This is a genomic window from Burkholderia sp. SJZ089 (assembly GCF_007828315.1).
In the GTDB taxonomy this organism is placed as follows: domain Bacteria; phylum Pseudomonadota; class Gammaproteobacteria; order Burkholderiales; family Burkholderiaceae; genus Burkholderia; species Burkholderia gladioli.
This window is the reverse complement of the sequence record NZ_VIUM01000003.1, coordinates 128694-150563: the sequence shown is the minus strand read 5'-3', so window position 1 is coordinate 150563 and position 21870 is coordinate 128694. Positions and strand designations below refer to the sequence as shown.

At 67.7% G+C, this 21870-nt stretch carries 21 protein-coding genes and 1 pseudogene; 8 read left to right on the top strand and 14 right to left on the bottom strand.

All coding sequences use genetic code 11. The features are described from left to right. Positions 1–3 precede the first annotated feature (3 nt). The 4 genes and pseudogenes from FB600_RS06775 to FB600_RS06760 all read right to left on the bottom strand — a co-directional run bounded on the left by FB600_RS06775 (position 4) and on the right by FB600_RS06760 (position 6349). The gene (locus FB600_RS06775) at positions 4–2085 is read right to left on the bottom strand and encodes a LamG domain-containing protein (RefSeq protein WP_145756408.1); all 2082 of its coding nucleotides are present in this window, start codon (positions 2083–2085) and stop codon (positions 4–6) included. Between the two features lie 159 nt (positions 2086–2244). Further along, positions 2245–3117: an endo alpha-1,4 polygalactosaminidase gene (locus FB600_RS06770; RefSeq protein ID WP_145756407.1), complete on the bottom strand. Its 873-nt coding sequence runs from the start codon at positions 3115–3117 to the stop codon at positions 2245–2247. A gap of 298 nt (positions 3118–3415) precedes the next feature. Then, positions 3416–5266, bottom strand: coding sequence for a hypothetical protein (locus tag FB600_RS06765; RefSeq protein ID WP_096752257.1), 1851 nt, complete (start codon positions 5264–5266; stop codon positions 3416–3418). A gap of 386 nt (positions 5267–5652) precedes the next feature. Continuing rightward, positions 5653–6349 (bottom strand): annotated as a pseudogene (locus tag FB600_RS06760) (SDR family oxidoreductase). On the opposite strand from FB600_RS06760, the gene FB600_RS06755 reads away from it, so the two are divergent. Beyond that, positions 6279–7232 (top strand): LysR family transcriptional regulator, encoded by a 954-nt coding sequence (locus FB600_RS06755; protein WP_145756406.1) that lies wholly within the window; start codon positions 6279–6281, stop codon positions 7230–7232. The pseudogene FB600_RS06760 and the gene FB600_RS06755 sit on opposite strands and share 71 nt — an antisense overlap. Before the next feature lie 71 nt (positions 7233–7303). Here the strand turns inward: FB600_RS06755 and FB600_RS06750 are convergent, their stop codons facing one another. Both FB600_RS06750 and FB600_RS06745 read right to left on the bottom strand, forming a co-directional pair. After that, on the bottom strand, positions 7304–8653 hold the full coding sequence (locus tag FB600_RS06750; protein WP_098151502.1) for a type II toxin-antitoxin system HipA family toxin: 1350 nt from the start codon (positions 8651–8653) through the stop codon (positions 7304–7306). A 1-nt stretch (position 8654) separates the two neighbouring features. Further along, complete coding sequence (locus FB600_RS06745) at positions 8655–8918, bottom strand: helix-turn-helix domain-containing protein (RefSeq protein WP_036032382.1); 264 nt, start codon at positions 8916–8918, stop codon at positions 8655–8657. Positions 8919–9259: 341 nt separating this feature from the next. Between FB600_RS06745 and FB600_RS06740 the strand changes: the two genes are divergently transcribed. Both FB600_RS06740 and FB600_RS06735 read left to right on the top strand, forming a co-directional pair. Next, positions 9260–9877: a LysE family translocator gene (locus FB600_RS06740; protein WP_096752254.1), complete on the top strand. Its 618-nt coding sequence runs from the start codon at positions 9260–9262 to the stop codon at positions 9875–9877. A gap of 121 nt (positions 9878–9998) precedes the next feature. Further along, positions 9999–10247, top strand: coding sequence for a hypothetical protein (locus FB600_RS06735; RefSeq protein ID WP_046581087.1), 249 nt, complete (start codon positions 9999–10001; stop codon positions 10245–10247). Between the two features lie 91 nt (positions 10248–10338). Here the strand turns inward: FB600_RS06735 and pcaC are convergent, their stop codons facing one another. From pcaC to FB600_RS06705, 6 genes are all read right to left on the bottom strand, one after another. Then, positions 10339–10731 carry a 4-carboxymuconolactone decarboxylase gene (gene pcaC / locus FB600_RS06730; protein ID WP_025100781.1) on the bottom strand — a complete coding sequence of 131 codons (393 nt, stop codon included), beginning with the start codon at positions 10729–10731 and terminating at the stop codon, positions 10339–10341. A 12-nt stretch (positions 10732–10743) separates the two neighbouring features. Next, the gene (pcaD, locus tag FB600_RS06725) at positions 10744–11529 is read right to left on the bottom strand and encodes a 3-oxoadipate enol-lactonase (protein WP_096752252.1); all 786 of its coding nucleotides are present in this window, start codon (positions 11527–11529) and stop codon (positions 10744–10746) included. 12 nt (positions 11530–11541) lie between these two features. Continuing rightward, positions 11542–12900 (bottom strand): 3-carboxy-cis,cis-muconate cycloisomerase, encoded by a 1359-nt coding sequence (locus FB600_RS06720; protein ID WP_145756405.1) that lies wholly within the window; start codon positions 12898–12900, stop codon positions 11542–11544. Positions 12901–13067: 167 nt separating this feature from the next. Beyond that, positions 13068–13724, bottom strand: a complete 657-nt coding sequence (locus tag FB600_RS06715; protein WP_013688936.1) for a 3-oxoacid CoA-transferase subunit B — start codon at positions 13722–13724, stop codon at positions 13068–13070. A gap of 17 nt (positions 13725–13741) precedes the next feature. Continuing rightward, a complete protein-coding gene (locus FB600_RS06710) occupies positions 13742–14443 on the bottom strand; it encodes a 3-oxoacid CoA-transferase subunit A (protein WP_013688935.1) in 702 nt (233 codons plus the stop codon). A gap of 144 nt (positions 14444–14587) precedes the next feature. Next, positions 14588–15817, bottom strand: a complete 1230-nt coding sequence (locus tag FB600_RS06705; protein WP_096752250.1) for a 4-hydroxybenzoate 3-monooxygenase — start codon at positions 15815–15817, stop codon at positions 14588–14590. A gap of 115 nt (positions 15818–15932) precedes the next feature. Between FB600_RS06705 and FB600_RS06700 the strand changes: the two genes are divergently transcribed. The 3 genes from FB600_RS06700 to FB600_RS06690 all read left to right on the top strand — a co-directional run bounded on the left by FB600_RS06700 (position 15933) and on the right by FB600_RS06690 (position 18438). Beyond that, positions 15933–16856: a LysR family transcriptional regulator gene (locus FB600_RS06700; protein ID WP_096752249.1), complete on the top strand. Its 924-nt coding sequence runs from the start codon at positions 15933–15935 to the stop codon at positions 16854–16856. A 116-nt stretch (positions 16857–16972) separates the two neighbouring features. After that, positions 16973–17635 carry a GTP cyclohydrolase I FolE gene (gene folE, locus FB600_RS06695; protein WP_013688932.1) on the top strand — a complete coding sequence of 221 codons (663 nt, stop codon included), beginning with the start codon at positions 16973–16975 and terminating at the stop codon, positions 17633–17635. Further along, on the top strand, positions 17635–18438 hold the full coding sequence (locus tag FB600_RS06690; RefSeq protein WP_098151498.1) for an SDR family oxidoreductase: 804 nt from the start codon (positions 17635–17637) through the stop codon (positions 18436–18438). The genes folE and FB600_RS06690 overlap by 1 nt, the downstream gene beginning before the upstream one ends. Before the next feature lie 180 nt (positions 18439–18618). Here the strand turns inward: FB600_RS06690 and epsC are convergent, their stop codons facing one another. Further along, complete coding sequence (gene epsC / locus FB600_RS06685) at positions 18619–19569, bottom strand: serine O-acetyltransferase EpsC (protein ID WP_096752247.1); 951 nt, start codon at positions 19567–19569, stop codon at positions 18619–18621. A gap of 232 nt (positions 19570–19801) precedes the next feature. Then, positions 19802–20038 (bottom strand): hypothetical protein, encoded by a 237-nt coding sequence (locus FB600_RS06680; protein WP_013688929.1) that lies wholly within the window; start codon positions 20036–20038, stop codon positions 19802–19804. Positions 20039–20515: 477 nt separating this feature from the next. Here FB600_RS06680 and FB600_RS06675 point away from each other — a divergent pair, with 477 nt between their 5' ends. Together FB600_RS06675 and fnr are read left to right on the top strand one after the other, a co-directional pair. Then, positions 20516–21007: a universal stress protein gene (locus tag FB600_RS06675; RefSeq protein ID WP_013688928.1), complete on the top strand. Its 492-nt coding sequence runs from the start codon at positions 20516–20518 to the stop codon at positions 21005–21007. A 115-nt stretch (positions 21008–21122) separates the two neighbouring features. After that, entirely contained in the window at positions 21123–21869 is a 747-nt protein-coding gene (fnr, locus tag FB600_RS06670) for a fumarate/nitrate reduction transcriptional regulator Fnr (protein WP_059999625.1), read from the top strand. Position 21870 lies beyond the last annotated feature (1 nt).

Here is a 21870-nt window from a genome sequence, read left to right as displayed (position 1 = left end):
CCGTCAGTGGAGGATGGTGGACAGCGGCTTGCCCGAGCCCGCGATCGATTGCAGCTCGCTCTCGGTGAGCACGCGATTCCAGATCGCGAGGTCCGAGAAGCCCTCGAGGTTCGGCTTGACCGTGGTGCAGCCGTTGACCGTGTAGCCGCCGGGATAGGAACTGGCGGGCTTGCCGCAGGCCAGCATGTGGTACTGGCCGGTGCCGTCCTCGTTGATGCCGAAGGTCTTGTTGTCGAGGCCGGTGAGCGCCGACGGCGCGACCGTGAGCGGCGTGCTCTGCTTCTGCTCGCCGAGCACCGGATCGAAGGTATAGGCCGTCATCGTCTTGGCCGCCGTGTCGATCACGAAGGCCGCGTAGGCCCATTGGTTGCCGCTCACGCTCATGGTCTTCAGGTCGTTGCGGTTGGTGCCGTCGCCCGCGTTGAACTGGATGTTGCAGCTGCCCGAGGGCGCGCCCGACACCTGCGGGAACAGGCCGATCGCGATGCCGGGGTTCTTGCCGGTCTGCCAGTTCTTGTTGGCGAACACCGGGGTGCCGAAGCCCACCACGTCGCTGCACGGCGTCTTCACCCACATGCCGATCGTGAACTGCGACTGGGCGGTGATGTCGGCGTTCTGCACCAGCTTGTAGCCGTCGAAGCCGTTGGTGTCGACGGTCTGCGTGTTGACCTGCAGCCCCTGCGAGCCGAACGGATCGACCGCCAGCGAGCCGCCGTCCGCGTCCGACGCGAACGGGCCGAGGGTGCTGGCGTTCAGCGCATCGGCCGCCGGCAGCGCGCCGAACGGGTAGTAGGACACCAGGTTGTTCTTCAGGGTGGTGGCCAGCGGCGGGGGCGGAGGCGGCGGCGGTACGTAGGCGATCCGCGCGATGGTGCCGAGCGGCGCGTTGCCGGCCGTCACCACGTAGTCGAAGCTGTAGGTGCCGGCCGCGCTCAGGCCGAGCTGGCTGTCGGTGTAGCTGCTGGTGCCGGCCGGCAGCGTGGCGATCTGCTGGCCGGCTCGCAGCACGGTGATCGCGCCGCTGGCGGGCGCCGTCCAGGACAGCACCAGGCTGCGGCTGTCGGGGCTCGCGCTCGTCAGTTGCGAGACCGGCTGCGCGCCGATCAACTCGCCGCCGTCCAGCTCGTAGGCGGAGGCGGCCGGCAGCGCGCCGAGCTGGGCCAGCACGGTGGGCGCGAGGTCGGCGATGCTGGCGCGCGCATGCAGATCGGCCAGCGAGGCCGGCTGCGCGGCGCTGCCGAGCCGGCCGTTGTCGGCCTGGTTCATCGCGACGAAGGTGGTGGATTCCGGCAGCAGCGGCAGGCCGTCGGCGCCGCCCGCCGCGTTGAGCCCGTGGCTGCCGGTGACCAGGATCAGCCAGTTCTCGCCGCTGCGCTTGGCGGTCTCGGCGGCCAGCGTGCCGACCGCGGCATCGAGCTGCTGCAGCGTGCTCGCATAGGCGGAGGCGCCGAGCCCGTAGTTCAGCGCGGCATCCTGCGCCGAATGGTATTGCGCGACCACCAGCGCATAACCCCGGTCGATCATCGAGATGCCCTGCTGCGTCACGCAACTGTCGACCGAGGCGCAGCTCGAGAGCGTGTCGAGATTGCCGGCATTGCGGTCGATGCCGAGCAGCGAGGCCAGGCCCGCCGAATCGACGGCCGCGCCGAGCTTGCCGGCCTTGGCCGTCTTCAGCGCGTCGAACAGGGTGGGCGCCTGCAGCGCCTGGTTCGGCGCATCGGACAGCACCTGGTGGCGATTGGCCCAGGTGCCGGTCAGCAGCGTGGCCCAGCTCGGCGTATCGAGGTTCGGCTGCTGCGAGAGCGTGCCGTTGAGGCCGCCGCTATAGGCCGGCGCCACGTGCAGCTTGGCGAGGTTCGGCAGCGAACCGTTGGCGATGCCGGCCGCCAGCGCGGCATAGGTCGCGCCGTCGAGCTGGATCAGCAGTGCGTGCTGGCTGCTGGCCTGCACCGGCGTGGTCGAGCCGCCGGCCGCCGCCGAGCTGCTGCCGGTGCCGGCGCCGCTGTCAGAATTGCCGCCGCAGGCGCCGAGCGTGGCGACCAGGACCAACCCGCCCAGCAGGCGCGCGAGTGTCGTTTTCCGCATGCTTCCCCCTTCCGCTGTTTTGAATGTCCGGACCAGGCCGGTGAACGCAGTGGATTCTGGGCAGGCGATGCGATGGCAGTATTTCGTTTGGCAGAAGGGAGCTGATGGAGGTATCAGGATTTTTTCGGGGGCCGGCATGCCGGCCCCCTCGATTCCCGATCAATCGCAACTGAAGCGGTAGCTGTCGTCCAGGTCCATGCTCAGCACCAGGGTCCGCAGCTTGCGGGCGCGCGCGTCGGCGCACAGCGCCCGCTGCCCGGCCGAAGTCCGGTAGCTGGCCTCGTACTCCGCGTTCAGGACCGGCTTGTTGGCCGAGGTGAACGGGCCGTACTTGTCGCATTCGCCCTGTTCGTGACATTCCTCGTTGACGGCGAAATCGAAGGACGGCGCCAGCAGCGCGACCTGGTCGACGTCGTTCTTCAGGCCTACCGCGAGATTGCGCCGGTGCGCCTCGGCGGCGATGAAGCGGTTGAAGTCGGCCTGGTCGGCGGGCGCGAGCGGAAAGCCGGAATCGTTCGCGTAGGCGTCGACGTTGTCGGGCTCGACGCCGTCGCAGCCCTTGGCGACGGCGCGATCCAGACGCGCCGTCATGATCGCGCGGACATTGGCCGAGCGCGTGTCGAGCCAGTTCTCGCCTTCCCAGTCGCTGTCCGGCGAGCGCTTGACCACCTTGCCCTTGTCGGCGGGGGCGAACTGGCCGAAGTCCGGGCGCCAGTCTTCCGAACTGCCGGCCGAGAAATAGCAGACCACCTTGCGGCCCGCCTGGTGCAGATCGGCAATCGTCTGCGCGCTGTTGTCGAACAGGTCGATGTCGTAGATCGCGACGGCGTAGCCGCGATTGAGCTTGCCCCGCAATTGCCATTGCCAGGTGTCGGAGGCGACGGGTTGCCAGCGCGAGGAGAGTGCGGCCGGCGGCGCCGCCGCGTGGATCGACGGCGAGGGCGCGGCGGAGGAATCGCCGCCGCAGGCTTGCAGGGCCGAGGCGGCGACCAGGGCGAGCGCGGCACCGAACAAGCCGAGGGCGATTTTCATGAGGAGCGGCTCCGATATCAGGGCTCGTGGAGAGGAACAAGCCATGACGCCATCCGCTGGTTCGCGACGGGCGATGGCGAAACGCATCGCAGTCTAGCCACTCGCGACGCTCATCGGTTCGCCGCGCACAGACGCGACAAGAAAATCAGAAGGACTACACAATCGATCCCGACTCGGCAGGCGGCCGACGACAAATCTGCACACGACCCCGAGATGTCCAGGCCGCCTCGCGATCGTGCCGGGACACGCGGAGAAGCGCGCCCCGGCACCACGTCGACGCTTCATCGCATCGCGATCGTCACGGATAACTGACCAGGTTCACCGGAATGGTCGACACGCCGGCTGCCTGCGCGCCGCTGTTGTTGACGATGTGCGTGATGGTGCCCACCCCGCCGAGCGATACCGTGAAGGTGTCATGCAGCTTCACGCCGGCCGTTTGCGGCACCTCGAAGCCGTGCAACGCGTTCACCGAGGGATTGACGTTGAAGAAGCAGTAGCTGCCCATCCCCCAGGTCTCGTGGCTGGTCACGCCGGCGGCCACCTTGTAGGCCGCGTAGCCGTTGCCGGCCGGGCTGATCCAGGCGGACTGGTTCGGCACGTCGTAGGGCAGCTCGTTCTGGAAGAAGATGGTCCTGCCGTTCTGGCCGTTCCACTGCACGTTGTACTTCTGGTAGTGCTCGACGAACAGGCCGGTGGCCAGCACGTTCGCGCCGTTCACCACCACGCCGGTATCGGCGGTGTTGACGGTCCAGCCGGTCGGCGCCGAGCCGTGGTCCGCGCGCCAGGCCCAGATATGGTCGATCAGCGTGTCGTTGGCATTCACCACCAGGCTGTTGGTGGCCTTGCCGGACACCGCCCCGCCGATGCGGAAGTACACGTCCTGCACGCTGACCGGATCGCCCGCGTGGCTGGCCGAGGAGCCGGCGGTGCCGACCGTCAGCAGCGCGTTGCTGTTCACGGTGCCGGCATCGAACAGCAGGCCGGAGATCTTCACGCCGTTGACGTCCGCCACCGTCATCGCGTTCACGCCGTTGTCGGGCGTCAGCGTCGGGAAGCCGATGCCGAGCACCACCGTGTCGGCGCGCGTGATCGCGATCGGCTGGCTCAGGTGGTAGGTGCCGGGCGTGAAGAACAGGTTGAGGCCTTGCTGCAGGGCGGCGTTGAGGGTCGCGGCCGTATCGGACGGACGCGCGACGTAGAACTGGCTCATCGGGATCGAGCTGCCGGGCGTCGCGCCCGAGGCCCAGGTGATGCCGCTGGCGTTGTTGCGCAGCGCGGGCACGAACACGTTGTAGTTGCCGGCGCTGTCGATGTAGAGGTAGGGCTTCTCGCGCGAGACCGGTGTGGTGCCGAGCGTGGTGTAGGGCGGCGCCGCGTTCCAGGTGGCCGGGAACGATTGCGCGGGCGCGCCCTGCACGCCGGAGAACACCATGTTCCAGACGCCGTTGACCCAGTTGCCGATGGTGCTGTCGCGCGTGTACCACTGCTGCTGCGAACCCGAGGACACGGTGCCGTCGATCTTGCTGTCGGCGATGTAGCCGCCGCTGGCATAACCCTGCCCGTCGCCCTGGTTCGACGGCCCGAGCGTCAGGTTGCCCCGGATATGGACCCGCCGCATCGGCGCGGCCTGCGAGACCGCCCAGCGATCGGTGCCGCCGTTGGGCGACACCGCGAGATTCTCCACTGAGCGCCAGAAATTCTGCGTCGCATTCGACTGATCGCCGTAATTCCAGCCGCTGTCGACATTCACGCTGCCGCTGATGGCCGTGTCGTCGGGATTCTTGCCGAGCCCGGCGATAGCCGTATAGAAACCGACATTGGCATTGATGTTGTTATAGCTGCCCGGCTTGAACAGGAATGCATAACGTTGCGACCCGAATTGCGCGGTGGGGCTGCGCAATTGCGAATTGAAGGCATTGTCGAGTTGCGACTGGATCGAGGCGCTCGACATGCTCGGATCGAACACGACCACGTTCGGGCCGAAGTCGGGCGTGTTCGAGGTGGCGAAGGTGCTGGCCTTGGCGCCGGCCACCGAGCTCTGCGCGAGCGCGAGGCTGCCGGGCGAGGCGCCGTCGTCGCCGCCGCAGGCGGCCAGCGAAGTGACCGCGGTGGCAATGAGCGTCAAGCTGACGTGACGAAGCTTCAACATATGAATCTCTCCGTATTTGAAAACGCGGGTTTTCCGTCGAAAAATTCCATCGTTTTCACGCCGACATCCCAGGCCGGGCATCCGCCTGCACCATCCGCGAGAGGGCTTCAATGAAAGCCGCACAGGCTTTTTCTTGTATTTTTTTGAATAGTCATTCCGAGCCGGCCGCGAGTTGAAATGAATCTCGAATTCGCTTGCTGTCGAGGCGGCTCGGCATATGGCGGAGCGAGCTTAGCACGCGGTCTTTTCGATATGAAGATTTATTATCTGGAATGTTTATTGCGAATAAGGATTCGCATTGCGCATAGTCGTATTCAATTGCGCGAGTTGTTTCGGTGATCGCGATGCGGCTCGATTCGTCGATGTCGAAGCCGCATCGCCATGCCTCAGGGCAGTTGCCGGGTCGGCCGGAACAGGATCTCGTTGACGTCCATGTCCTCGGGCTGGGCAATGGCGAAGGCCACCGCGCGCGCGCGAAGGAGTCGGCGGAAATCGCGTTGGCCGCATAGAAGTCGCCCAGGCCGCGCGCGATATCGGGCTCGCTCACGCCGCCCGGCAGCTCGGTGTCCACGGCACCCGGCGAGATCACCGTGGTGCGGATGTTCCAGGGCTTGATCTCCTGCCTCAGGCCTTCGGACAGGGCTCCGACCGCGTGCTTGGTGGCGCTGTAGACGGCGCCGTTGAGCATCAGCTTGTGGCCCGCCACCGACGACACGTTGATCACCTGCCCGACATCTGGCGCTGCATGTGCGGCAGCGCCGCCGCGACGCCGTACAACACGCCCTTCAGGTTCACGTCGATCATGCGATCCCATTCGTCGACCTTCCGGCGCTCCAGCGGCGCGAGCGACATCAGCCCCGCGTTGTTGATCATCACGTCGATACGGCCGAAGCCCTGCACCGCGCCGTCGACGAGCCGCTCGACCTGTTCGCGCACGGTCACGTCGGCCGCGAAGGCCAGCGCACGCGCGCCCTGCCCGCTCAATTCCTCGACCAGTTGCTGCAGGCGCTCGATGCGCCGCGCGCCGAGTACCACGCGCGCGCCCCGCGCGGCGAGGTGGCGCGCCGCGGCCGCGCAGGGCATCAGCCCGCAAGCCGCCAGCCAGGCGCTGGCCACGCTCGAGAAACGGCTCGGCGTGCGCCTTCTGCATCGCACCACCCGCAGCCTCGCGCTCACCCACGAAGGCCAGCAGTTCCTCGAAACCACGCAGCCCGCGCTGGCGGCGCTGGCGCGCGCCATCGACCGCGCGCGCATCGCGAAGGACGAGATCGCCGGGCAGCTACGCATCGTCGCGCCGAAATACTCGTTCCTGCCGGTGCTCTGGCCGCTGGTCGACGAATTCTGCCGGCGCCATCCCGGGATCCAGCCCGACGTGACGCTCGACGATCGCATCGGCAACTGGGCGCGGGATCGCATCGATGTCGGCTTCCGCATCGGCACCACGCTGGAGGACGAGCTCACCGCGCGCCGCCTGTTCGCCCTGCAACTGATCGTCTGCGCGGCGCCGGCCTACCTGGCCGCGTACGGCGCGCCGGCGTCGATCGAGCAGCTCGCCTCGCATCGCTGCAGCGTGTTCCGCCATCCCGGCAGCGGCCGCGTGCTGCCCTGGCTGCTGCGGGTCGGCGAAGAGGTGATCCGGCATGAGCTGCCGCCGATGCTGTCGACCAACGATGCGCAACTGGAAACCGAGGCGGTCCTGTCGGGGCAGGTGATCGGGCTGTTGTCGGGCCTGTCGGCGGCGCCGCTGATCCGTGCCGGGCGGCTGGTGCCGCTGCTCTCTCGACACGCGGCCGATCACATGAGCGTCTACCTCTATTACGGCAGCCGCACGGCGCAGCCGTCGCGGGTGCGCGCCTTCATCGACCTCGGCGTCGAGCGGCTGGCCGGCTCGCGCGATTACGTGCTGGATGCGCGTGAACTGGCGACGGCGGAAGCCAGGGGACGCAAGGCGGCGCGCGGGCGATAGCGGCGCGCGATCGCGCGAGCACCGCTGAACCGCCCTCGGCGTCACCGACGATCGCATGCATGCTGCGAACCTCAATCCGGCGTCATTCGCTCGAGCTCCCGCGCGGCACTCAGCAAGCCGCCCAGTACCGTATCGGCCACGCGTTGCGAAAATCCGCCCGGCAGTTCGGCCGCTACCTGCTCGATGGCCGCCGGCGTACGTGCGATCAGTTCCTGGATCAGAGGCTCGGCGTCGTCGCCATAACCGAGCTTGCGCGCCGTGCTGTTGAAATGCCGGCGTCGAATGGTCTGCACCTGATAGTGGCGATTCCTGCCGAGCAGCGCCATCGCCAGCTTGATGTCCCGCGCGGCCCATTGATTCGGCCCGTCGCCCATCACCGGATAGGCGGACATCACGTCGTAGATCGGGGTGAGACGAAACCCTCCCGCATCGCCGCCTTGCAACTGGATGCTGAAATTCTTGGCATGACCGTCGGGCGCACGCAGCAGCCAGAACAGAATCTGTGTCGCCATCAGCGTGCGCAGGTCGCGCTCGGCGTCGCGCGATTGATGGACGAGCTCGAACAAGGCCTTCAGGCCGGGCCCACCTTCGTTTTCATATTTGAGCAGCGGTGACGTGGCGGTGGCTTGACAGAAGTCCTCCTGGACCAGGCGAAGCAGGCGCGAACCGTTCGACGAGACGATGCGATCGAAACGTTCGACCACCAGCACGCGCTGGGTCCCGAAAGCGGCGATGCTTGCGCTGGCGGTCGGCAGGCCATAGGCCTTGAACAGGCGCAGGCACAGCCACTCGTTGTCCACCGAGGTGCTGAAATCGGCGCGCCGGCCGCCGATCAGACCCAGCGGCAGCTTGAAGATATGGGTGGTAGGCGTGGCGCCGCGCGGCTTCATCCATCGACCGTTCCACCACAGGAAGGCGTCCTTTTCCTGGGCACCGGCCAGCGAGATCCGGAAATCGTCGTCGGGATCGCGCGCGCCCGCGAAGCGATCAGGTGTGACCATTTCCAGCAGATGCCGCTCGATCGCCTCCTCGTCCAGCGCGATGCCGTCGATGCGATCGATACCCTGTGGCATCTCACCCTCGGGCAGCAGTTGCAATGCGCCGACACAATCGCGCCCGATGACACGCAGAAGATCGAACGCGTCGGTGGAGCCGGTCCGGAAGCGGGCGGCGACACGTTTGCGAATCGTGTCGCTGTCGGGCAGCAGGCCTTCGAAGTAATGGGAGACGGCGGGGCCGCGTATCGCCGCGTTGCCGACCGTGAAAGGCAGCGACAGGGAGAGCGGCCGCCCCCGGGGGGAGCGAAACCAGGCGTCGTCATAGCGCAGCTCCATCTCGCCGCGCGCCGTGACGGTCCAGCGTCCGACCGGTTCGCCATTGGCCCAGAGGGCCAGTGTCTGACTGTGCGAGCGGCGCCCCATCTCACCACTCCAGTTCGTCGCCAGGCGGCGAATGATCGGGCTCGCCGAGCCGCAGTTCCAGTCCCACGACAGCGCACCAGCCCAGCAGTTGCCGGAAGCTCAGTTCCTCGGGATGCTGTTCGAGATGGGAGATGCGGTTCTGGCTCAGGCCCAGGCGTGTCCCCACTTGCGCTTGCGTGAGCTTGCGCCGCTTGCGGGCGCTCTTCAGCAACTGCCCGAGTTGCAGGGCCGACATCAGCTTCTGGGGCGCGAGGATCAAGGCCATGACGAAAAATATCCTGATTCCAGATTTTTCGAGTTTATCTGAAATTCAGATATGCGCAATATATCTGCATTCCAGCTATTTCAAGAATAGCTGAATATCAGATAAACGAACGAGAAAACTGGCGGTCTTGCTCGTCAGTCATGCGGACAGGACGTTCCGGACAGGGTCACGAGATCTCCGCCAGACCAAGCTCCATCAGGCAAGCCTCGGCACACATCGCCATCCAGCCAGCCGCGCCGTATCGCTGCCATCCCTCCAAACTGTATCGGTACTGTACAGATAACTGTCGCTACACTGCCTCTTCCCCGACTGTTTCCCATTCCCGGTCTCGAGAGGCACCCATGAACATCATCACCCTGAGCGCGCTGCCGGCCGGCATGCTGTTCGCACTCGTGACGTCGATCACGCCAGGCCCGAACAACACCATGCTGCTGGCATCCGGCGTCAATTTCGGCTTCCGTCGCACGCTGCCGCACATGGCCGGCATCAGCACGGGGGTGGCGATCATGATGGTGGCGGTGGGTTTCGGCCTGGGCGAGGCCTTCGCGCAACTGCCCGTGCTCTACACGGTGCTCGAGGTCGCCAGCATCGCCTACCTGCTCTACCTGGCCTGGAAGATCGGTACCTCGGGCCAGGTGAACGCCAACCAGGGCAAGTCGCGCCCGATGACCTTCGTCGAGGCCGCGCTGTTCCAGCTCGTCAACCCGAAGGCCTGGATGATGGTGTTGACCGCCGCCACCACGGTCCAGCTCTCGGCCAGCTACGGCACCAATGCGATCGGCATGGCGCTGGTGTTCATCCTGGTGGGCTTTCCCTGCATCGGCGTGTGGGCCGCGTTCGGCCAGGGCATGCGCGGCTTCCTGTCGAACCCGCGGCGGCTGCGCATGTTCAACGTGACCATGGCGATCCTGCTGGTGGCTTCGCTCTATCCGCTGTTCGCCAGGCTGCTGGCCGCCTGACCCCGAATCCGGCATGCCGGCGCGCGGCATTTCCGGTTGTCGGCCGCCGCGTGCAGGCGTAGGCTGGTCGGTCCCGGACGCTGGCGCGTCGACGGCGCGCCCGCCCGGGCAGGAGGGTCCGATGAAGCACACCATGAAAGCCGGCGACCGCATCGAAGGCCTGCACTGGCGGGCCGAATATCATCCGAACACGCATCACATCCGCGTGCTGCGCGAGCACAGCGAGGTGGGCACCTATATCGCGCCGCGCACCCTGTTCGGCGACGAGCACACGATGCGCACGGCCACCTCGGCCGATCGCCGCTGTGTCGAGTCGGCGCTGCGTGCCTATCTGCGCCAGTTCGCCAAGATCCACGACGCCGAGGAATGAAAACGGGGCGGCAAATGCCGCCCCGTTTTCATGTCGTTCGAGCAACGGCGCCGTCTTGCCGGCGCCTGCCTCGCCCTGGCGGGCGAGCCGCTCAGGCGGCGCCGCCCGCGTCCTCTTCCTTGAAGATCCGGTCGGCCAGGTGGAAAGCCGAATTCGCCGCCGGCACGCCGCAATAGATCGCGGTCTGCATCAGCACTTCCTTGATCTCGTCGCGCGTCACGCCGTTGTTCTTGGCCGCGCGCAGATGCAGCGCCAGTTCCTCGCCGCGATTGAGGGCCACCATCATCGAGATCGTCAGCAGGCTGCGCGTGTGACGCGGCAGGCCCTCGCGCGTCCAGATCTCGCCCCAGGCATAACGCGTGATCAGATCCTGGAATTCCGTGGTCAACTCGTTGCGATTGGCCAGCGAGCGATCGACATGGGCCTCGCCGAGCACGGCGCGGCGCACGCCCAGGCCGTCTTCGTAGCGTTGTTTCTCGTCCATCTTGCGGCTCCGTCAGGCGGTCAGGAATTCGATCAGCGCGCGGTTGAAACCTTCGGCGCATTCGATGTTGGAGATATGCGCGGCGTCGAACTCGACGTGCTTCGCACCCGGAATCGCGGCAGCCAGCTCGCGGCCCAGCGCGGGCGGCGTCGACATGTCGTGCGCCCCCGTCACCACCAGCACCGGCAGCGCGATGCCCTTCACTTCCTCGCGCAGGTCGGCCGCGTTCAGCGCGTCGCAGTTGGCGGCATAACCCTGCTTGTCGTTGTGCACGAAGGTGTCGCGCACCACGTCGACCAGACGCGGCTCGGCCGCGAAGAATTCCTTCTTGAACCAGCGCTGCAGCACCGCGTCGACCAGCGCGCGCATGCCTTCGTCGCGCGCCTTCGCCGCGCGCGGCCCCCATACCTCGGGCGAGCCGATCTTGGCCGCGGTGTTGGCCAGCACCGCGCGCCCGATGCGCCGCGGATGACGCGCGGCCAATGCGGCGCCGGTCAGCCCACCCATCGAGATGCCGCAGAAATGGGCGCGCTCGATCCCCAGGTGATCGAGCAGGCCGATCACGTCGCCGGCGAGCTGGTCGATCGTGTATGAGCCGGCCGGCGCTTCCGAGTGGCCGTGGCCGCGCGTGTCGTAGCGCAGCAGGTTGAAATGCGCGCCCAGCGCATCGACTTGGGCGGCCCACATCGACAGGTCCGCGCCGAGCGAATTCGAAAACACCAGCCACGGCGCCTCGGCGTTCGCGGCACGATCGATTCGGTAATGCAGCTTCACGCCGTTGACAGAAGCAAAAGGCATCACTAGTTCTCCTTAATTGCCGCTCGCGTGACGCGCGAGCACGGCATCGACGAAGGCACCGGCCTCGCCGACGTAATGAGCGGGATCGAGCAGCCGCGCCAGCGCCTCGGGCGCGAGCTGCGCGGAAACGACGGGATCGGCGGCCAGCACGTCATGCAGGGTTCGGTTCGAGCGCACCGCCTCCTTCGAGGCCTGCTCGACCAGGTGATGCGCGTCGAGCCGGCCGATCCGGTCGCCGAGCGCGAGCATCACGGCCTCGCCGAGCACCAGGCCGCGCGTGGCGTCGAGATTGGCGGCCAGCCGCGCGGTATCGACCTGCAGGCCGCCGACGATCTGCGCCACCTGGGCCAGCGCGCCGCCGGCCAGGCGCGCCAGCTCGGGCAGCGCCTCCCATTCGGCCTGCCAGCCGCCAAGCGCGCGTTCGTGCTCCTGCACCATCCCCGCGAATACCGTGGCGAGCAGCCCCGGCGCGCGCACGGCTGCGCTCAGCACGGCCGCGCAGCCGACCGGGTTGCGCTTGTGCGGCATGGTCGAGGAACCGCCCTTGCCGGCCGCGGCCGGCTCGGCCAGCTCGCAGATCTCGGTCTGCATCTGCAGCGAGATATCGCGCGTGATCTTGCCGAGCGTGCCGATCACCATCGCGAGGAACGAAGCGGTTTCGGCGATGCGATCGCGCTGCGTGTGCCAGGGCACCTCGGGCAGCGTCAGTCGCAGGTCCTCGGCGAGCGCAGCAGCCACCTTCGGCGCGGCGTCGCGCAGGCTGGCCAGGGTGCCGGCCGCGCCGCCGAACTGCAGCACCAGCACCTCGCCGCGCAACGCGGCGAGCCGCCGGCGATGGCGGCCCAGCGTATCGAGCCATTGCGCGAACTTCAGGCCGAGCGTGATCGGCAGCGCCTGCTGCAACCAGGTGCGGCCGATCATCGGCGTGTCGCGATGCGCGCGGGCCAGCGCGGCCAGCGAGCTGCACACGGCATCGAGCAGCGGCTCGATCGCATCGAAGCTGTCGCGCAACTGCAGCACCAGGCCGCTGTCGATGATGTCCTGGCTGGTGGCGCCCCAGTGGACGAACTTGGACGCCTCGGCATCGTCGTCCTTGACGCGCGCGGTCAACTGCTTGACGAGCGGGATCGCAAGATTGCCGCCGAGCGCCGCGTCGCGCGCCAGCGCCTCGGCATCGAGCCGCTCGGCACGGCAGGCCGCCACGATCGGCGCCACCGCCGCGGCGGGAATCACGCCGTGGGCAGCCAGCGCGCGCGTCAGCGCGGCCTCGACGTCGAGCATTCGCTGCAGGGTGGCGGCGGGCGACCAGATGCGCATCAGCGTGGCATCGCCGCCGATCAGGGAGGTCAGTCGGGCACTGTCTTCGAACATGGAATGGTCAGCAGGTCGGGAAGGGCCGGGAGCGCCTATTGTCCACCGAAGCGCGCCGCCTTGCGCGCACGGCGAATGGCCCCGCGCGACGCGGGAAGCGGCGTGTCGCGCGGGGCCATCGGCAGGCAGGCGCCTGGAAGAACGGGAAAGTCTGGAAACAGCGGCGCTTACGCGGCCGCGCGTTCGGTGGCGTCGACGAGCGGCACGCCCGTCAGCGCCTGCAGTTCGTCGAACGACAGGTCGGTGAAGATCTCGCGCACGGCGAGGCCTTCGGCCGTCACGTCGAGCACGGCGAGATCGGTATAGATGCGCGTCACGCAGCCGATCCCGGTGACGGGATACGAGCACTCGGCCACCACCTTGCTCTCGCCCTGCTTGGTCAGGTGCTCCATCATCACGAACACCTGCTTGGCACCGATCGCCAGGTCCATCGCGCCGCCGACGGCGGGGATCGCGTCGGGCGCGCCGGTGTGCCAGTTGGCCAGGTCGCCCTTGGCCGACACCTGGAAGGCGCCGAGCACGCAGTAGTCGAGATGGCCGCCGCGCATCATCGCGAAGGAATCGGCGTGGTGGAAGAACGCGCCGCCGGTCAGCAGCGTGACGTGCTGCTTGCCGGCGTTGATCAGTTCGTCGTCCTCATGGCCGGCCTCGGGCGCCGGGCCCATGCCGAGCACGCCGTTCTCGCTGTGCAGGAAGATTTCCTTGTCGGCGCCGAGGTGGTTGGCCACCAGGGTCGGCACGCCGATGCCGAGGTTCACGTAGGCGCCTTCGGGGATGTCCTGGGCGACGCGTTGCGCCATCTCATCGCGGGTCAGTCGTTTCATGGTGGTGTCCTCCGGGTTCAGGCGGCTTGCGCGCCGAGTTCGGCCGCATGCACGGCTTGCGGCACTTCGACGACGCGTTGCACGAAGATGCCCGGCGTCACGATGTGTTCGGGATCGAGCCCGCCCAGGTCGACCACCTGCGAGACCTGCACGATGGTGGTCTTCGCGGCGCTGGCCATCACCGGCCCGAAGTTGCGCGCCGTCTTGCGATACACCAGGTTGCCCCAGCGATCGCCCTTGAAGGCCTTGATCAGCGCGAAATCGGCGTGGATCGGCGTCTCGAGCACATACTGCTTGCCGTCGATCTCGCGCGTCTCCTTGCCCTCGGCCAGCCGCGTGCCGTAGCCGGTGCGCGTGAAGAAACCGCCGATGCCGGCGCCCGCCGCGCGGATCCGCTCGGCCAGGTTGCCTTGCGGCACCAGCTCCAGCTCGATCTCGCCGGCGCGGTAGAGCGCGTCGAACACCTGCGAATCGGCCTGGCGCGGGAACGAGCAGATGATCTTGCGCACGCGCTTGGCCTTCAGCAGCGCCGCCAGGCCCGTCTCGCCGTTGCCGGCGTTGTTGTTGACGATCGTCAGATCGCGCGCGCCGTGCGCGATGAGCGCGTCGATCAGCTCGGACGGCATGCCGGCCGTGCCGAAGCCGCCGATCATGACCGTCGCGCCGTCGTGGATGTCGGCCACCGCCGACTGCAGGGAATCGAAAATCTTGTTGACCATGGCTCTTCCTGAGGGAATCCGCGCCGCGCCACGCGCGCGTCGGACAGCGCGCCGGACTCCTCCGGAAGCACGCCGCACCGGGCCGTCCTTGGCCCGATTTGTTCGTATTTCGAACTCAGATTCGATTAGCGAACGATGCGGCGATCATAGAATCTCGCTCGCGGCCTTGTCAAGGCGGGGTGATGCGGAGGCGGCCGCGTCGTCGAAGGGCAGGCCGACGTAGTTCTCGGCCAGCGCGCGCGCCGCCGCAGGCGAGCGCGTCACGTACTTCAGCTCGGCCAGCTTGAGGCGATCGACGAAGGGCGTGTCCTCGGGCGAGGCATGCAGCATGTTGGTCATGAAGTAGGAGAAGTGCTCGGCGCGCCAGACGCGTTCCAGGCAGGTCGACGAATAGTTCTCAAGCGGCGCGTGGTCGCCGCGATAGTGGGCCGCCAGCGCCCGCGACAGCGTCCGCACGTCGGCCACCGCCAGGTTCATGCCCTTGGCGCCGGTCGGCGGCACGATATGGGCGGCGTCGCCGGCCAGCAGCAGCCGGCCATGGCGCATGGTCTCGCACACGAAGCTGCGCATCGGCGTGACGCTCTTTTGCGTGATCGCGCCTTCGGTCGGCGTCCAGCCGGTGCGGTTCGAGAAGCGCGTGTGCAGTTCGTCCCAGATTCGCGCGTCGGACCATTGCGCGAGATCCTCGTCGGGACGGCATTGCAGGTAGAGCCGCGTGACGCTGGGCGAGCGCATCGAGAACAGCGCGAAACCGCGCTCGTGATGGGCGTAGACAAGCTCGTCGAGCGAGGGCGCCGCGTCGGCCAGGATGCCGAGCCAGGCAAAGGGATAAACGCGCTCGTAGCAGCGCTGCAGCGCCTCGGGGATAGTCTGCCGCGCGATGCCGTGGAAGCCGTCGCAGCCGGCGATGAAGTCGCAATCGATGCGCTCGGCCACGCCGTCCTGGCGCCGGAAGGTAACGGCCGGCCGTTCGCCGGTCACCTCGTGCAGCGCCACCTCGCTCACCTCGAAATGCATCGCGTGGCCCTGCTCGATGCCGGCGGCGATCAGGTCGCGCACCACCTCGTGCTGGCTGTAGACGGTGATCGCGCGGCCGCCCGTCAGCGCCGACAGGTCGATGCGGTGCCGCTCGCCCGAGAACAGCAGCTCGATGCCGTGATGCACCAGCCCCTGGCTGCGCATGCGCTCGCCGAGCCCGGCTTCGTTGAGCGTGTCGACAGTGCCCTGCTCCAGCACGCCGGCGCGGATCCGGTTCTCGCAATACTCGCGCGAGCGCGCCTCGACCAGCACCGCGTCGATGCCCTGCAGGCGAAGAAGATGGGAAAGCAGCAGCCCGGCGGGGCCGGCGCCGACAATCGCGACCTGGGTACGCATTGTTCGCCTCCTGAACATTGATTCGATTAGTGAAACGGATGTTCGGGCTTCGCCGACTATGCGGCAATGCCATTTTGGAGATATGTTCCATATCGAATTCCGATAGTGGTGAGGCATGTCCGAACTCGACCTGAACCTGATTCCCTACCTGGTGGCGCTCGACGAGACGCGCAACGTGAGCCGCGCCGGCGACCTGCTCGGCGTCAGCCAGCCGCGCGTGAGCGCGGCGCTGGGCCGGCTGCGCGAGCATTTCGGCGATCCCTTGTTCGTGCGCACCTCGCGCGGCATGGAGCCGACGCCGCGCGCGCTGGCCCTGGTGCCGGCCGCGCGCGACGCGCTCGCGCAGATCCGCCGCGGGCTGGTCGCGCCGCACGACTTCGATCCGGCGACCGATACCAGCACCTTCTCGATCGCGTTGTCCGACGTCGGTGAGATCGTGTTCCTGCCCAGGCTGCTGCAGGAACTGGCGCGGCGCGCGCCGCGCGCGAACCTGCGCTCGGTGTCGCTGCCGCACGCGGAGATCGAGCGCGGGCTGGAGGCAGGCAGCGTCGACCTGGCGATCGGCTATTTCCCCGACCTGGGCGGCAGCAACTTCTTCCAGCAGCGTCTGTTCACGCATCGCTTCATCTGCCTGATGCGACGCGGCCATCCGCTGGCCGGCAAGCCGCTCACGCTGGAGCAGTTCCTCGCCTGCGGCCACGCCGTGGTGCGCGCCGAGGGGCGCAGCCAGGAGATCCTCGAGCAGCACCTGGCGAAGGCGCGGCTGCAGCGGCGCGCGGTGCTGGAGACGCCGCACTTCATGAGCCTGCCCTTCATCCTGGGCCGCACCGACCTGATCGCCACCGTGCCGCACGCGATCGGTTATGCCTACGCGGCCGAGCACGCCTCGATCACCCTGGTCGAGCCGCCCTTGCCGCTGCCGCGCTTCGACCTGCGCCAGCACTGGCATCGCAAGTACCACAACGATCCGCGCACGGCCTGGCTGCGCGGCATGGTGGCCGATCTGTTCAACGACGCGCTGGACGAATGGCCGAAATGAAGCCCTGCGGGCGCCGTCGAATAACCCTATCCGGGGCAAGGCGCGGCATCGGCGTCAAAACCATGAAACAATGCCCGGTCAGCCGCGCCAGGCGGCAATCCTAGGAGCCCGAGAGCATGTCCAAACGCAAGACCGCCGGCAAGGCGGCAGCCGAGCCCGTGGCCGGCAAGACCACTCAGATCGTCGAGCGCCCGAGCCGCGCCGAAGCCGAGGACGCCGTGCGCGTCCTGCTGCGCTGGGCCGGCGACGATCCCGCCCGCGAGGGCCTGCTCGACACGCCCGCGCGCGTGGCGCGCGCCTACGAGGAATTCTTCAAGGGCTACCAGCTCGAGCCGAAGGACATCCTCGCGCGCACCTTCAGCGAGGTGGAAGGCTACGACGAGATGATCGTGCTGAAGGACATCCGCTTCGAGAGCTATTGCGAGCACCACATGGTGCCGATCATCGGGCGCGCGCACGTGGCCTACCTGCCGAACCACCGCGTGGTCGGCATCTCGAAGCTGGCGCGGCTGGTGGACGCCTTCGCCAAGCGCCTGCAGATCCAGGAAAAGATGACGGTGCAGATCGCCGACACGCTGTTCGAGGTGCTGCAGCCCAAGGGCGTGGGCGTGATCCTCGAAGCCGCCCACCAGTGCATCTCCACGCGCGGCATCCACAAGCCCGGCGTCGAGATGGTCACCTCGCGCATGCTCGGCACCTTCCGCACCGATCCGTCCACGCGTCGCGAATTCCTCTCGATCGTGTCGAATCCGTCCTCGGTCAACCTGACGAACACGTGATGCCGCACGACACCGACCTGCGCGAGGCGCCCGTGGTGCTGGTGACGGGCGCCGCGCGTCGCGCGGGCCGCGCCTTCGCCAGGCACTTCGGCGCGCGCGGCTATCGCGTCGCGGTCCACTACGACCGCTCGGCCGAGGCGGCCGCCGAGGCCGTCGACGAGATCGGCACGGACGGCGGCGAGGCCATCGCGCTGCAGGCCGACCTGGCCGACGCCGCGGCCTGCGACGCGCTGATCGCGGCTGTCCACGCCCGCTTCGGGCGGCTCGACGTGCTGGTCAACAACGCCTCGGTGTTCTGGCAGGACCACTTCCCGGGCTTCGACCTGGCCGCCTTCGACAGCGCCTGGACCGTCAACTGCCGCGCGCCGATCCTGCTCGCCCGGGCCTTCTACGAGCGTGCCAAGGCCGCCGGCCGGCAGGGCGTGGTGATCAACGTGATCGACCAGAAGATCAAGGAGAACTTCCATCGCGACCACTTCAGCTACACGGTCGCGAAGGCCGCGCTCGGCAACCTGACCCAGATGCTGGCGATGTCGGCCGCGCCGGTGCTGCGTGTCAACGCGGTGTTCCCGGGACTGATGCTGCCCAGCGACGACCAGACCGAGGCCGATTTCGAGCATGCGAGCCGCGCCTCCACGCCGCTGGCGCGCATCGCGGGGCCCGAGGATGTCGCCAACGCGATCCTGCTGCTGACGGGCAGCGCCTACAACGGCGTGGATTTCGTGGTGGATGCGGGACAGAACCTGATTCGCGTCGACCAGGACGTGCTCTACAAGCATCGCTCGCCGGCGCGCGGCAGTTGAGTCGAACGACAGCGTCAAGCGCCTGGCTCGAAGGCGCCTTGCTTCGGAACCCTGATCAAGCGGCTTGATCGTTGCTCGCGGCGCATCGCCCTCGATCTCGGCGCCTCCCGAAAAACCTCACCTTCGATGCCGTTTGAAACAGGCGCCGCGAACGCGGCGCCTGTTTTTCGTGCCTCCTGCCTAGGCTTGCGCCTCGCCGTTCTCGCCGGCGCCGCGCTCGCCCTCGCGTACCTTGCCCTGGGCCACGCTGCTGCCCGGCGGCACGCTGTGCGTGAGCCAGACGTTGCCCCCGATCACCGAGCCGCGCCCGATCGTGACGCGCCCGAGGATGGTCGCGCCGGCATAGATCACCACGTCGTCCTCGACGATCGGGTGGCGCGCGTTGCCCTTCACCAGCGTGCCGTCGCCGTCGGCGGGGAAGCTCTTCGCGCCGAGCGTGACGGCCTGGTAGACGCGCACGCGCTCGCCGATGATGGCGGTCTCGCCGATCACCACGCCGGTGCCGTGGTCGATGAAGAAACTCGGCCCGATGGTCGCGCCGGGGTGGATGTCGATGCCGGTGGCCGAATGCGCGATCTCGTTGATGAAGCGCGCCAGCAGCGGCACGCCGAGCTTGTGCAGCGCATGCGCGAGGCGGTGGTGCATCATCGCCAGCACGCCGGGGTAGCAGAGCAGGATCTCGGTGATGTGCTGCGCGGCGGGGTCGCCCGCGTAGGCGGCCTGGATATCGCTGACCAGCAGCGCGCGGATCGCCGGCAGTTGCTCGCCGAAGGTGCGCGCGATCTCGAATGCGCGTTCGTCGAGCGCGCCCGGCTCCGCATCGGCGTACTCGGGCAGGAACGGCAGCGCGCGGCGCACCTGTTCGTGCAGCACGCGCAGGGTGCTCTCCAGCGTGTGGCCGACGTAGAAATCGACGCTCTCGTCGGTCAGGTCGGGTGCGCCGTAATGCGTCGGAAACAGCGAGGCGCGCAGGCCGGTCACAATCTTGCAGATCGCGTCACGCGAGGGCAGTTCGCGAATGCCGCGCGGGTGCCGCGTGCGATGCAGCGTTTCGCGCGACTCGCGCAGTTCGGCGACGATTTGCTCAAGACCCCAGCCGCGGGTGAGGGACGAAGCGGACGATTTCGACATGGTGCGGTGGACGGCCGTGCGTAACATGCGTAACGAACGGGCGCGCTGTTTGAAAAAGGTGAATGACAGGATCGACAAGATTACCGCGTTTCGTCCGCGCCCGCGAAACGCGGCCCGCGCCGGGCGCCGATGCGCTCCGTTGCGGCGGCGAGGCATGCGCGATGACGTCGGGCCAGGCCCGCGCGGCTCGCGATCGGGAAACCAGGGCGTGGCGGGCGCGGGAAGCGCGCGCCTAGACCGTCATGCTGCTCGCATCGATCCAGCGCACGGCCCAGTCACGCGCATGCGCGATCGCATCGCCTTCGTCGCCGAAATGGAGATCGGATGGAAAAAAACGATTCGCGACCAATTCGCCGTCGCTGGATCGGGAGATGACCACGTAAGGCTGGAACGAACCGTCGCTGGCACGCGCCGGGGCGCAATTCAACAGATAGCCGCGATGCGTGAATGCCGTCGTCGTCGAGTGCATGAGTGCGCCCACCTTAAGTCCCTTGCGTTCTTCTTCACTGCCGTCCGTTAAGGGTGCCGCGGTGCCCGTTGCGGGCAGGAGCCGCGCGGCCGGCACGTGCCGCCGCGCCGTCTCGAAAGGGAATCATACTCTGTCGTCCCGGTGCCTTCTAGTTGAAATAAAACCCGCCGATACTGGACGATCGCGCACGCGCCGCGCCTCGGGCGTCTCGCCGTCCGAAGGCGGGGTTTTCACCGATCGGCGCGCGCCGCCGCGTTCACGATCGGCCCACATCGTGAAATCTCCACGCCGGCCTCGATGCGCCGTTCGATGTCCCTCGATGCGCCGCATCATGCGATACGAACCGCGCGGCTCCCGGAATCGCGTTTGATCCACGGCACTGCAAGCCGGGGCCCGTTCGTATACGCTCCCATCCAGCAAGGCACACACGCCGCCCGGCCTCGGCCGGTCCCTCATTCAACGCACCACGGAGCCACCATGTACCAGCGCATCTTCGTCGCAGTCGACGGCAGTGAAACCTCGCGTCATGCATTCGACTCCGCCCTCGCGCTCGCGCGCTCCGAACGCGCCACGCTGCGCGCGTTCTACGCGGTCGAGAACGCGACCCTCTACTACAACGTGCCCGGCTACGATCCCTCGGTGCTGCGCGCGCAACTGATCGAGCAGGGCGGCGACCTGACCCGCGAATTCGCGCAGCGCATGCAGGACGCCGGCGTGAAGGGCGACGTGCTGACCGGCGAGGCCACCACGCTGGCCGACGTCTCCTCGCTGATCCTCGAGGCCGCCAAGGAGTACCAGGCCGACCTGCTGGTGCTCGGCACGCACGGGCGCCGCGGCTTCAAGCGCCTGGTGCTCGGCAGCATCGCCGAGCAATGCCTGCGGCAGGCCTCGCTGCCGGTGCTGCTGATCCCCTCGGCCGCCTCGCATCCGCCGGCGGCCGCCGCCGAACCGGACAATTCGGAAACCTGATTGCCTTGCCGTAACGCAACCGCGACGCAGCTCGCGTCGCGGCGTTTTGCCGCTCAGCTCATGGAAAACCCGGTGGGACAATGACCCCGTTGTGATTCCCTTGTGCGAGCACCACATGCTGACCCCTACCCCGCTGTCCCCCGTCCGCTCCCGTCCCTCCCCCTCCTGGTCCCCTCACCAGGCCGCGCACTGCTCGACCTGCTCGATGCGCCATCTCTGCGTGCCGCAAGGCCTGAGCAACGATGCCGTCGAACGGCTCGAGACGGTCATCTGCCTGGCACGCCCGGTCCGTCGCGGCGATGCGCTGTTCCGCGAGGGCGACAGCTTCGACAGTCTCTACGCGGTGCGCTCGGGCGCGCTGAAGTCGGTCGCCACGCGTCACGACGGCCGCGAGCAGGTGGCCGGCCTCCATCTCGCCGGCGAGCCGCTCGGCCTCGACGGCATCGCCGACAACCAGCACCCGCGCACCGCCGTCGCGCTCGAGGACAGCACCGTCTGCGTGATCCCCTATGCCCCGCTGCGCTCGCTCTGCTCCGAAACCAGCACCTTGCAGGCACGCGTGCTCAAGCTGATGAGCGAGCAACTGGTGCGCGAAACCACCCAGTCGATCCTGCTCGGCTCCCTGAACGCCGACGAACGCGTGGCCGCGTTCCTGCTCGACGTGTCGCGGCGCTACCTCGCGCGCGGTTACTCGTCCACCGAGTTCAACCTGCGCATGACGCGCGAGGAAATCGGCAGCTACCTCGGCATCACGCTCGAAACCGTCAGCCGCACGCTGTCGAAGTTCCAGCGCAACGGCCTGCTGTCGATGCAGGGCCGCATCGTGCATATCCTCGATTTCGAAGGCCTGCAGGCGATCTAAT

Excerpts from the sequence above, each read along its gene's own strand:
- FB600_RS06775 (WP_145756408.1), bottom strand. The coding sequence starts at position 2,085 with ATGCGGAAAACGACACTCGCGCGCCTGCTGGGCGGGTTGGTCCTGGTC.
- FB600_RS06770 (WP_145756407.1), bottom strand. The coding sequence starts at position 3,117 with ATGAAAATCGCCCTCGGCTTGTTCGGTGCCGCGCTCGCCCTGGTCGCC.
- FB600_RS06765 (WP_096752257.1), bottom strand. The coding sequence starts at position 5,266 with ATGTTGAAGCTTCGTCACGTCAGCTTGACGCTCATTGCCACCGCGGTC.
- FB600_RS06755 (WP_145756406.1), top strand. The coding sequence starts at position 6,279 with ATGCGCCGCGCGCCGAGTACCACGCGCGCGCCCCGCGCGGCGAGGTGG.
- FB600_RS06750 (WP_098151502.1), bottom strand. The coding sequence starts at position 8,653 with ATGGGGCGCCGCTCGCACAGTCAGACACTGGCCCTCTGGGCCAATGGC.
- FB600_RS06745 (WP_036032382.1), bottom strand. The coding sequence starts at position 8,918 with ATGGCCTTGATCCTCGCGCCCCAGAAGCTGATGTCGGCCCTGCAACTC.
- FB600_RS06740 (WP_096752254.1), top strand. The coding sequence starts at position 9,260 with ATGAACATCATCACCCTGAGCGCGCTGCCGGCCGGCATGCTGTTCGCA.
- FB600_RS06735 (WP_046581087.1), top strand. The coding sequence starts at position 9,999 with ATGAAGCACACCATGAAAGCCGGCGACCGCATCGAAGGCCTGCACTGG.
- pcaC (WP_025100781.1), bottom strand. The coding sequence starts at position 10,731 with ATGGACGAGAAACAACGCTACGAAGACGGCCTGGGCGTGCGCCGCGCC.
- pcaD (WP_096752252.1), bottom strand. The coding sequence starts at position 11,529 with ATGCCTTTTGCTTCTGTCAACGGCGTGAAGCTGCATTACCGAATCGAT.
- FB600_RS06720 (WP_145756405.1), bottom strand. The coding sequence starts at position 12,900 with ATGTTCGAAGACAGTGCCCGACTGACCTCCCTGATCGGCGGCGATGCC.
- FB600_RS06715 (WP_013688936.1), bottom strand. The coding sequence starts at position 13,724 with ATGAAACGACTGACCCGCGATGAGATGGCGCAACGCGTCGCCCAGGAC.
- FB600_RS06710 (WP_013688935.1), bottom strand. The coding sequence starts at position 14,443 with ATGGTCAACAAGATTTTCGATTCCCTGCAGTCGGCGGTGGCCGACATC.
- FB600_RS06705 (WP_096752250.1), bottom strand. The coding sequence starts at position 15,817 with ATGCGTACCCAGGTCGCGATTGTCGGCGCCGGCCCCGCCGGGCTGCTG.
- FB600_RS06700 (WP_096752249.1), top strand. The coding sequence starts at position 15,933 with ATGTCCGAACTCGACCTGAACCTGATTCCCTACCTGGTGGCGCTCGAC.
- folE (WP_013688932.1), top strand. The coding sequence starts at position 16,973 with ATGTCCAAACGCAAGACCGCCGGCAAGGCGGCAGCCGAGCCCGTGGCC.
- FB600_RS06690 (WP_098151498.1), top strand. The coding sequence starts at position 17,635 with ATGCCGCACGACACCGACCTGCGCGAGGCGCCCGTGGTGCTGGTGACG.
- epsC (WP_096752247.1), bottom strand. The coding sequence starts at position 19,569 with ATGTCGAAATCGTCCGCTTCGTCCCTCACCCGCGGCTGGGGTCTTGAG.
- FB600_RS06680 (WP_013688929.1), bottom strand. The coding sequence starts at position 20,038 with ATGCACTCGACGACGACGGCATTCACGCATCGCGGCTATCTGTTGAAT.
- FB600_RS06675 (WP_013688928.1), top strand. The coding sequence starts at position 20,516 with ATGTACCAGCGCATCTTCGTCGCAGTCGACGGCAGTGAAACCTCGCGT.
- fnr (WP_059999625.1), top strand. The coding sequence starts at position 21,123 with ATGCTGACCCCTACCCCGCTGTCCCCCGTCCGCTCCCGTCCCTCCCCC.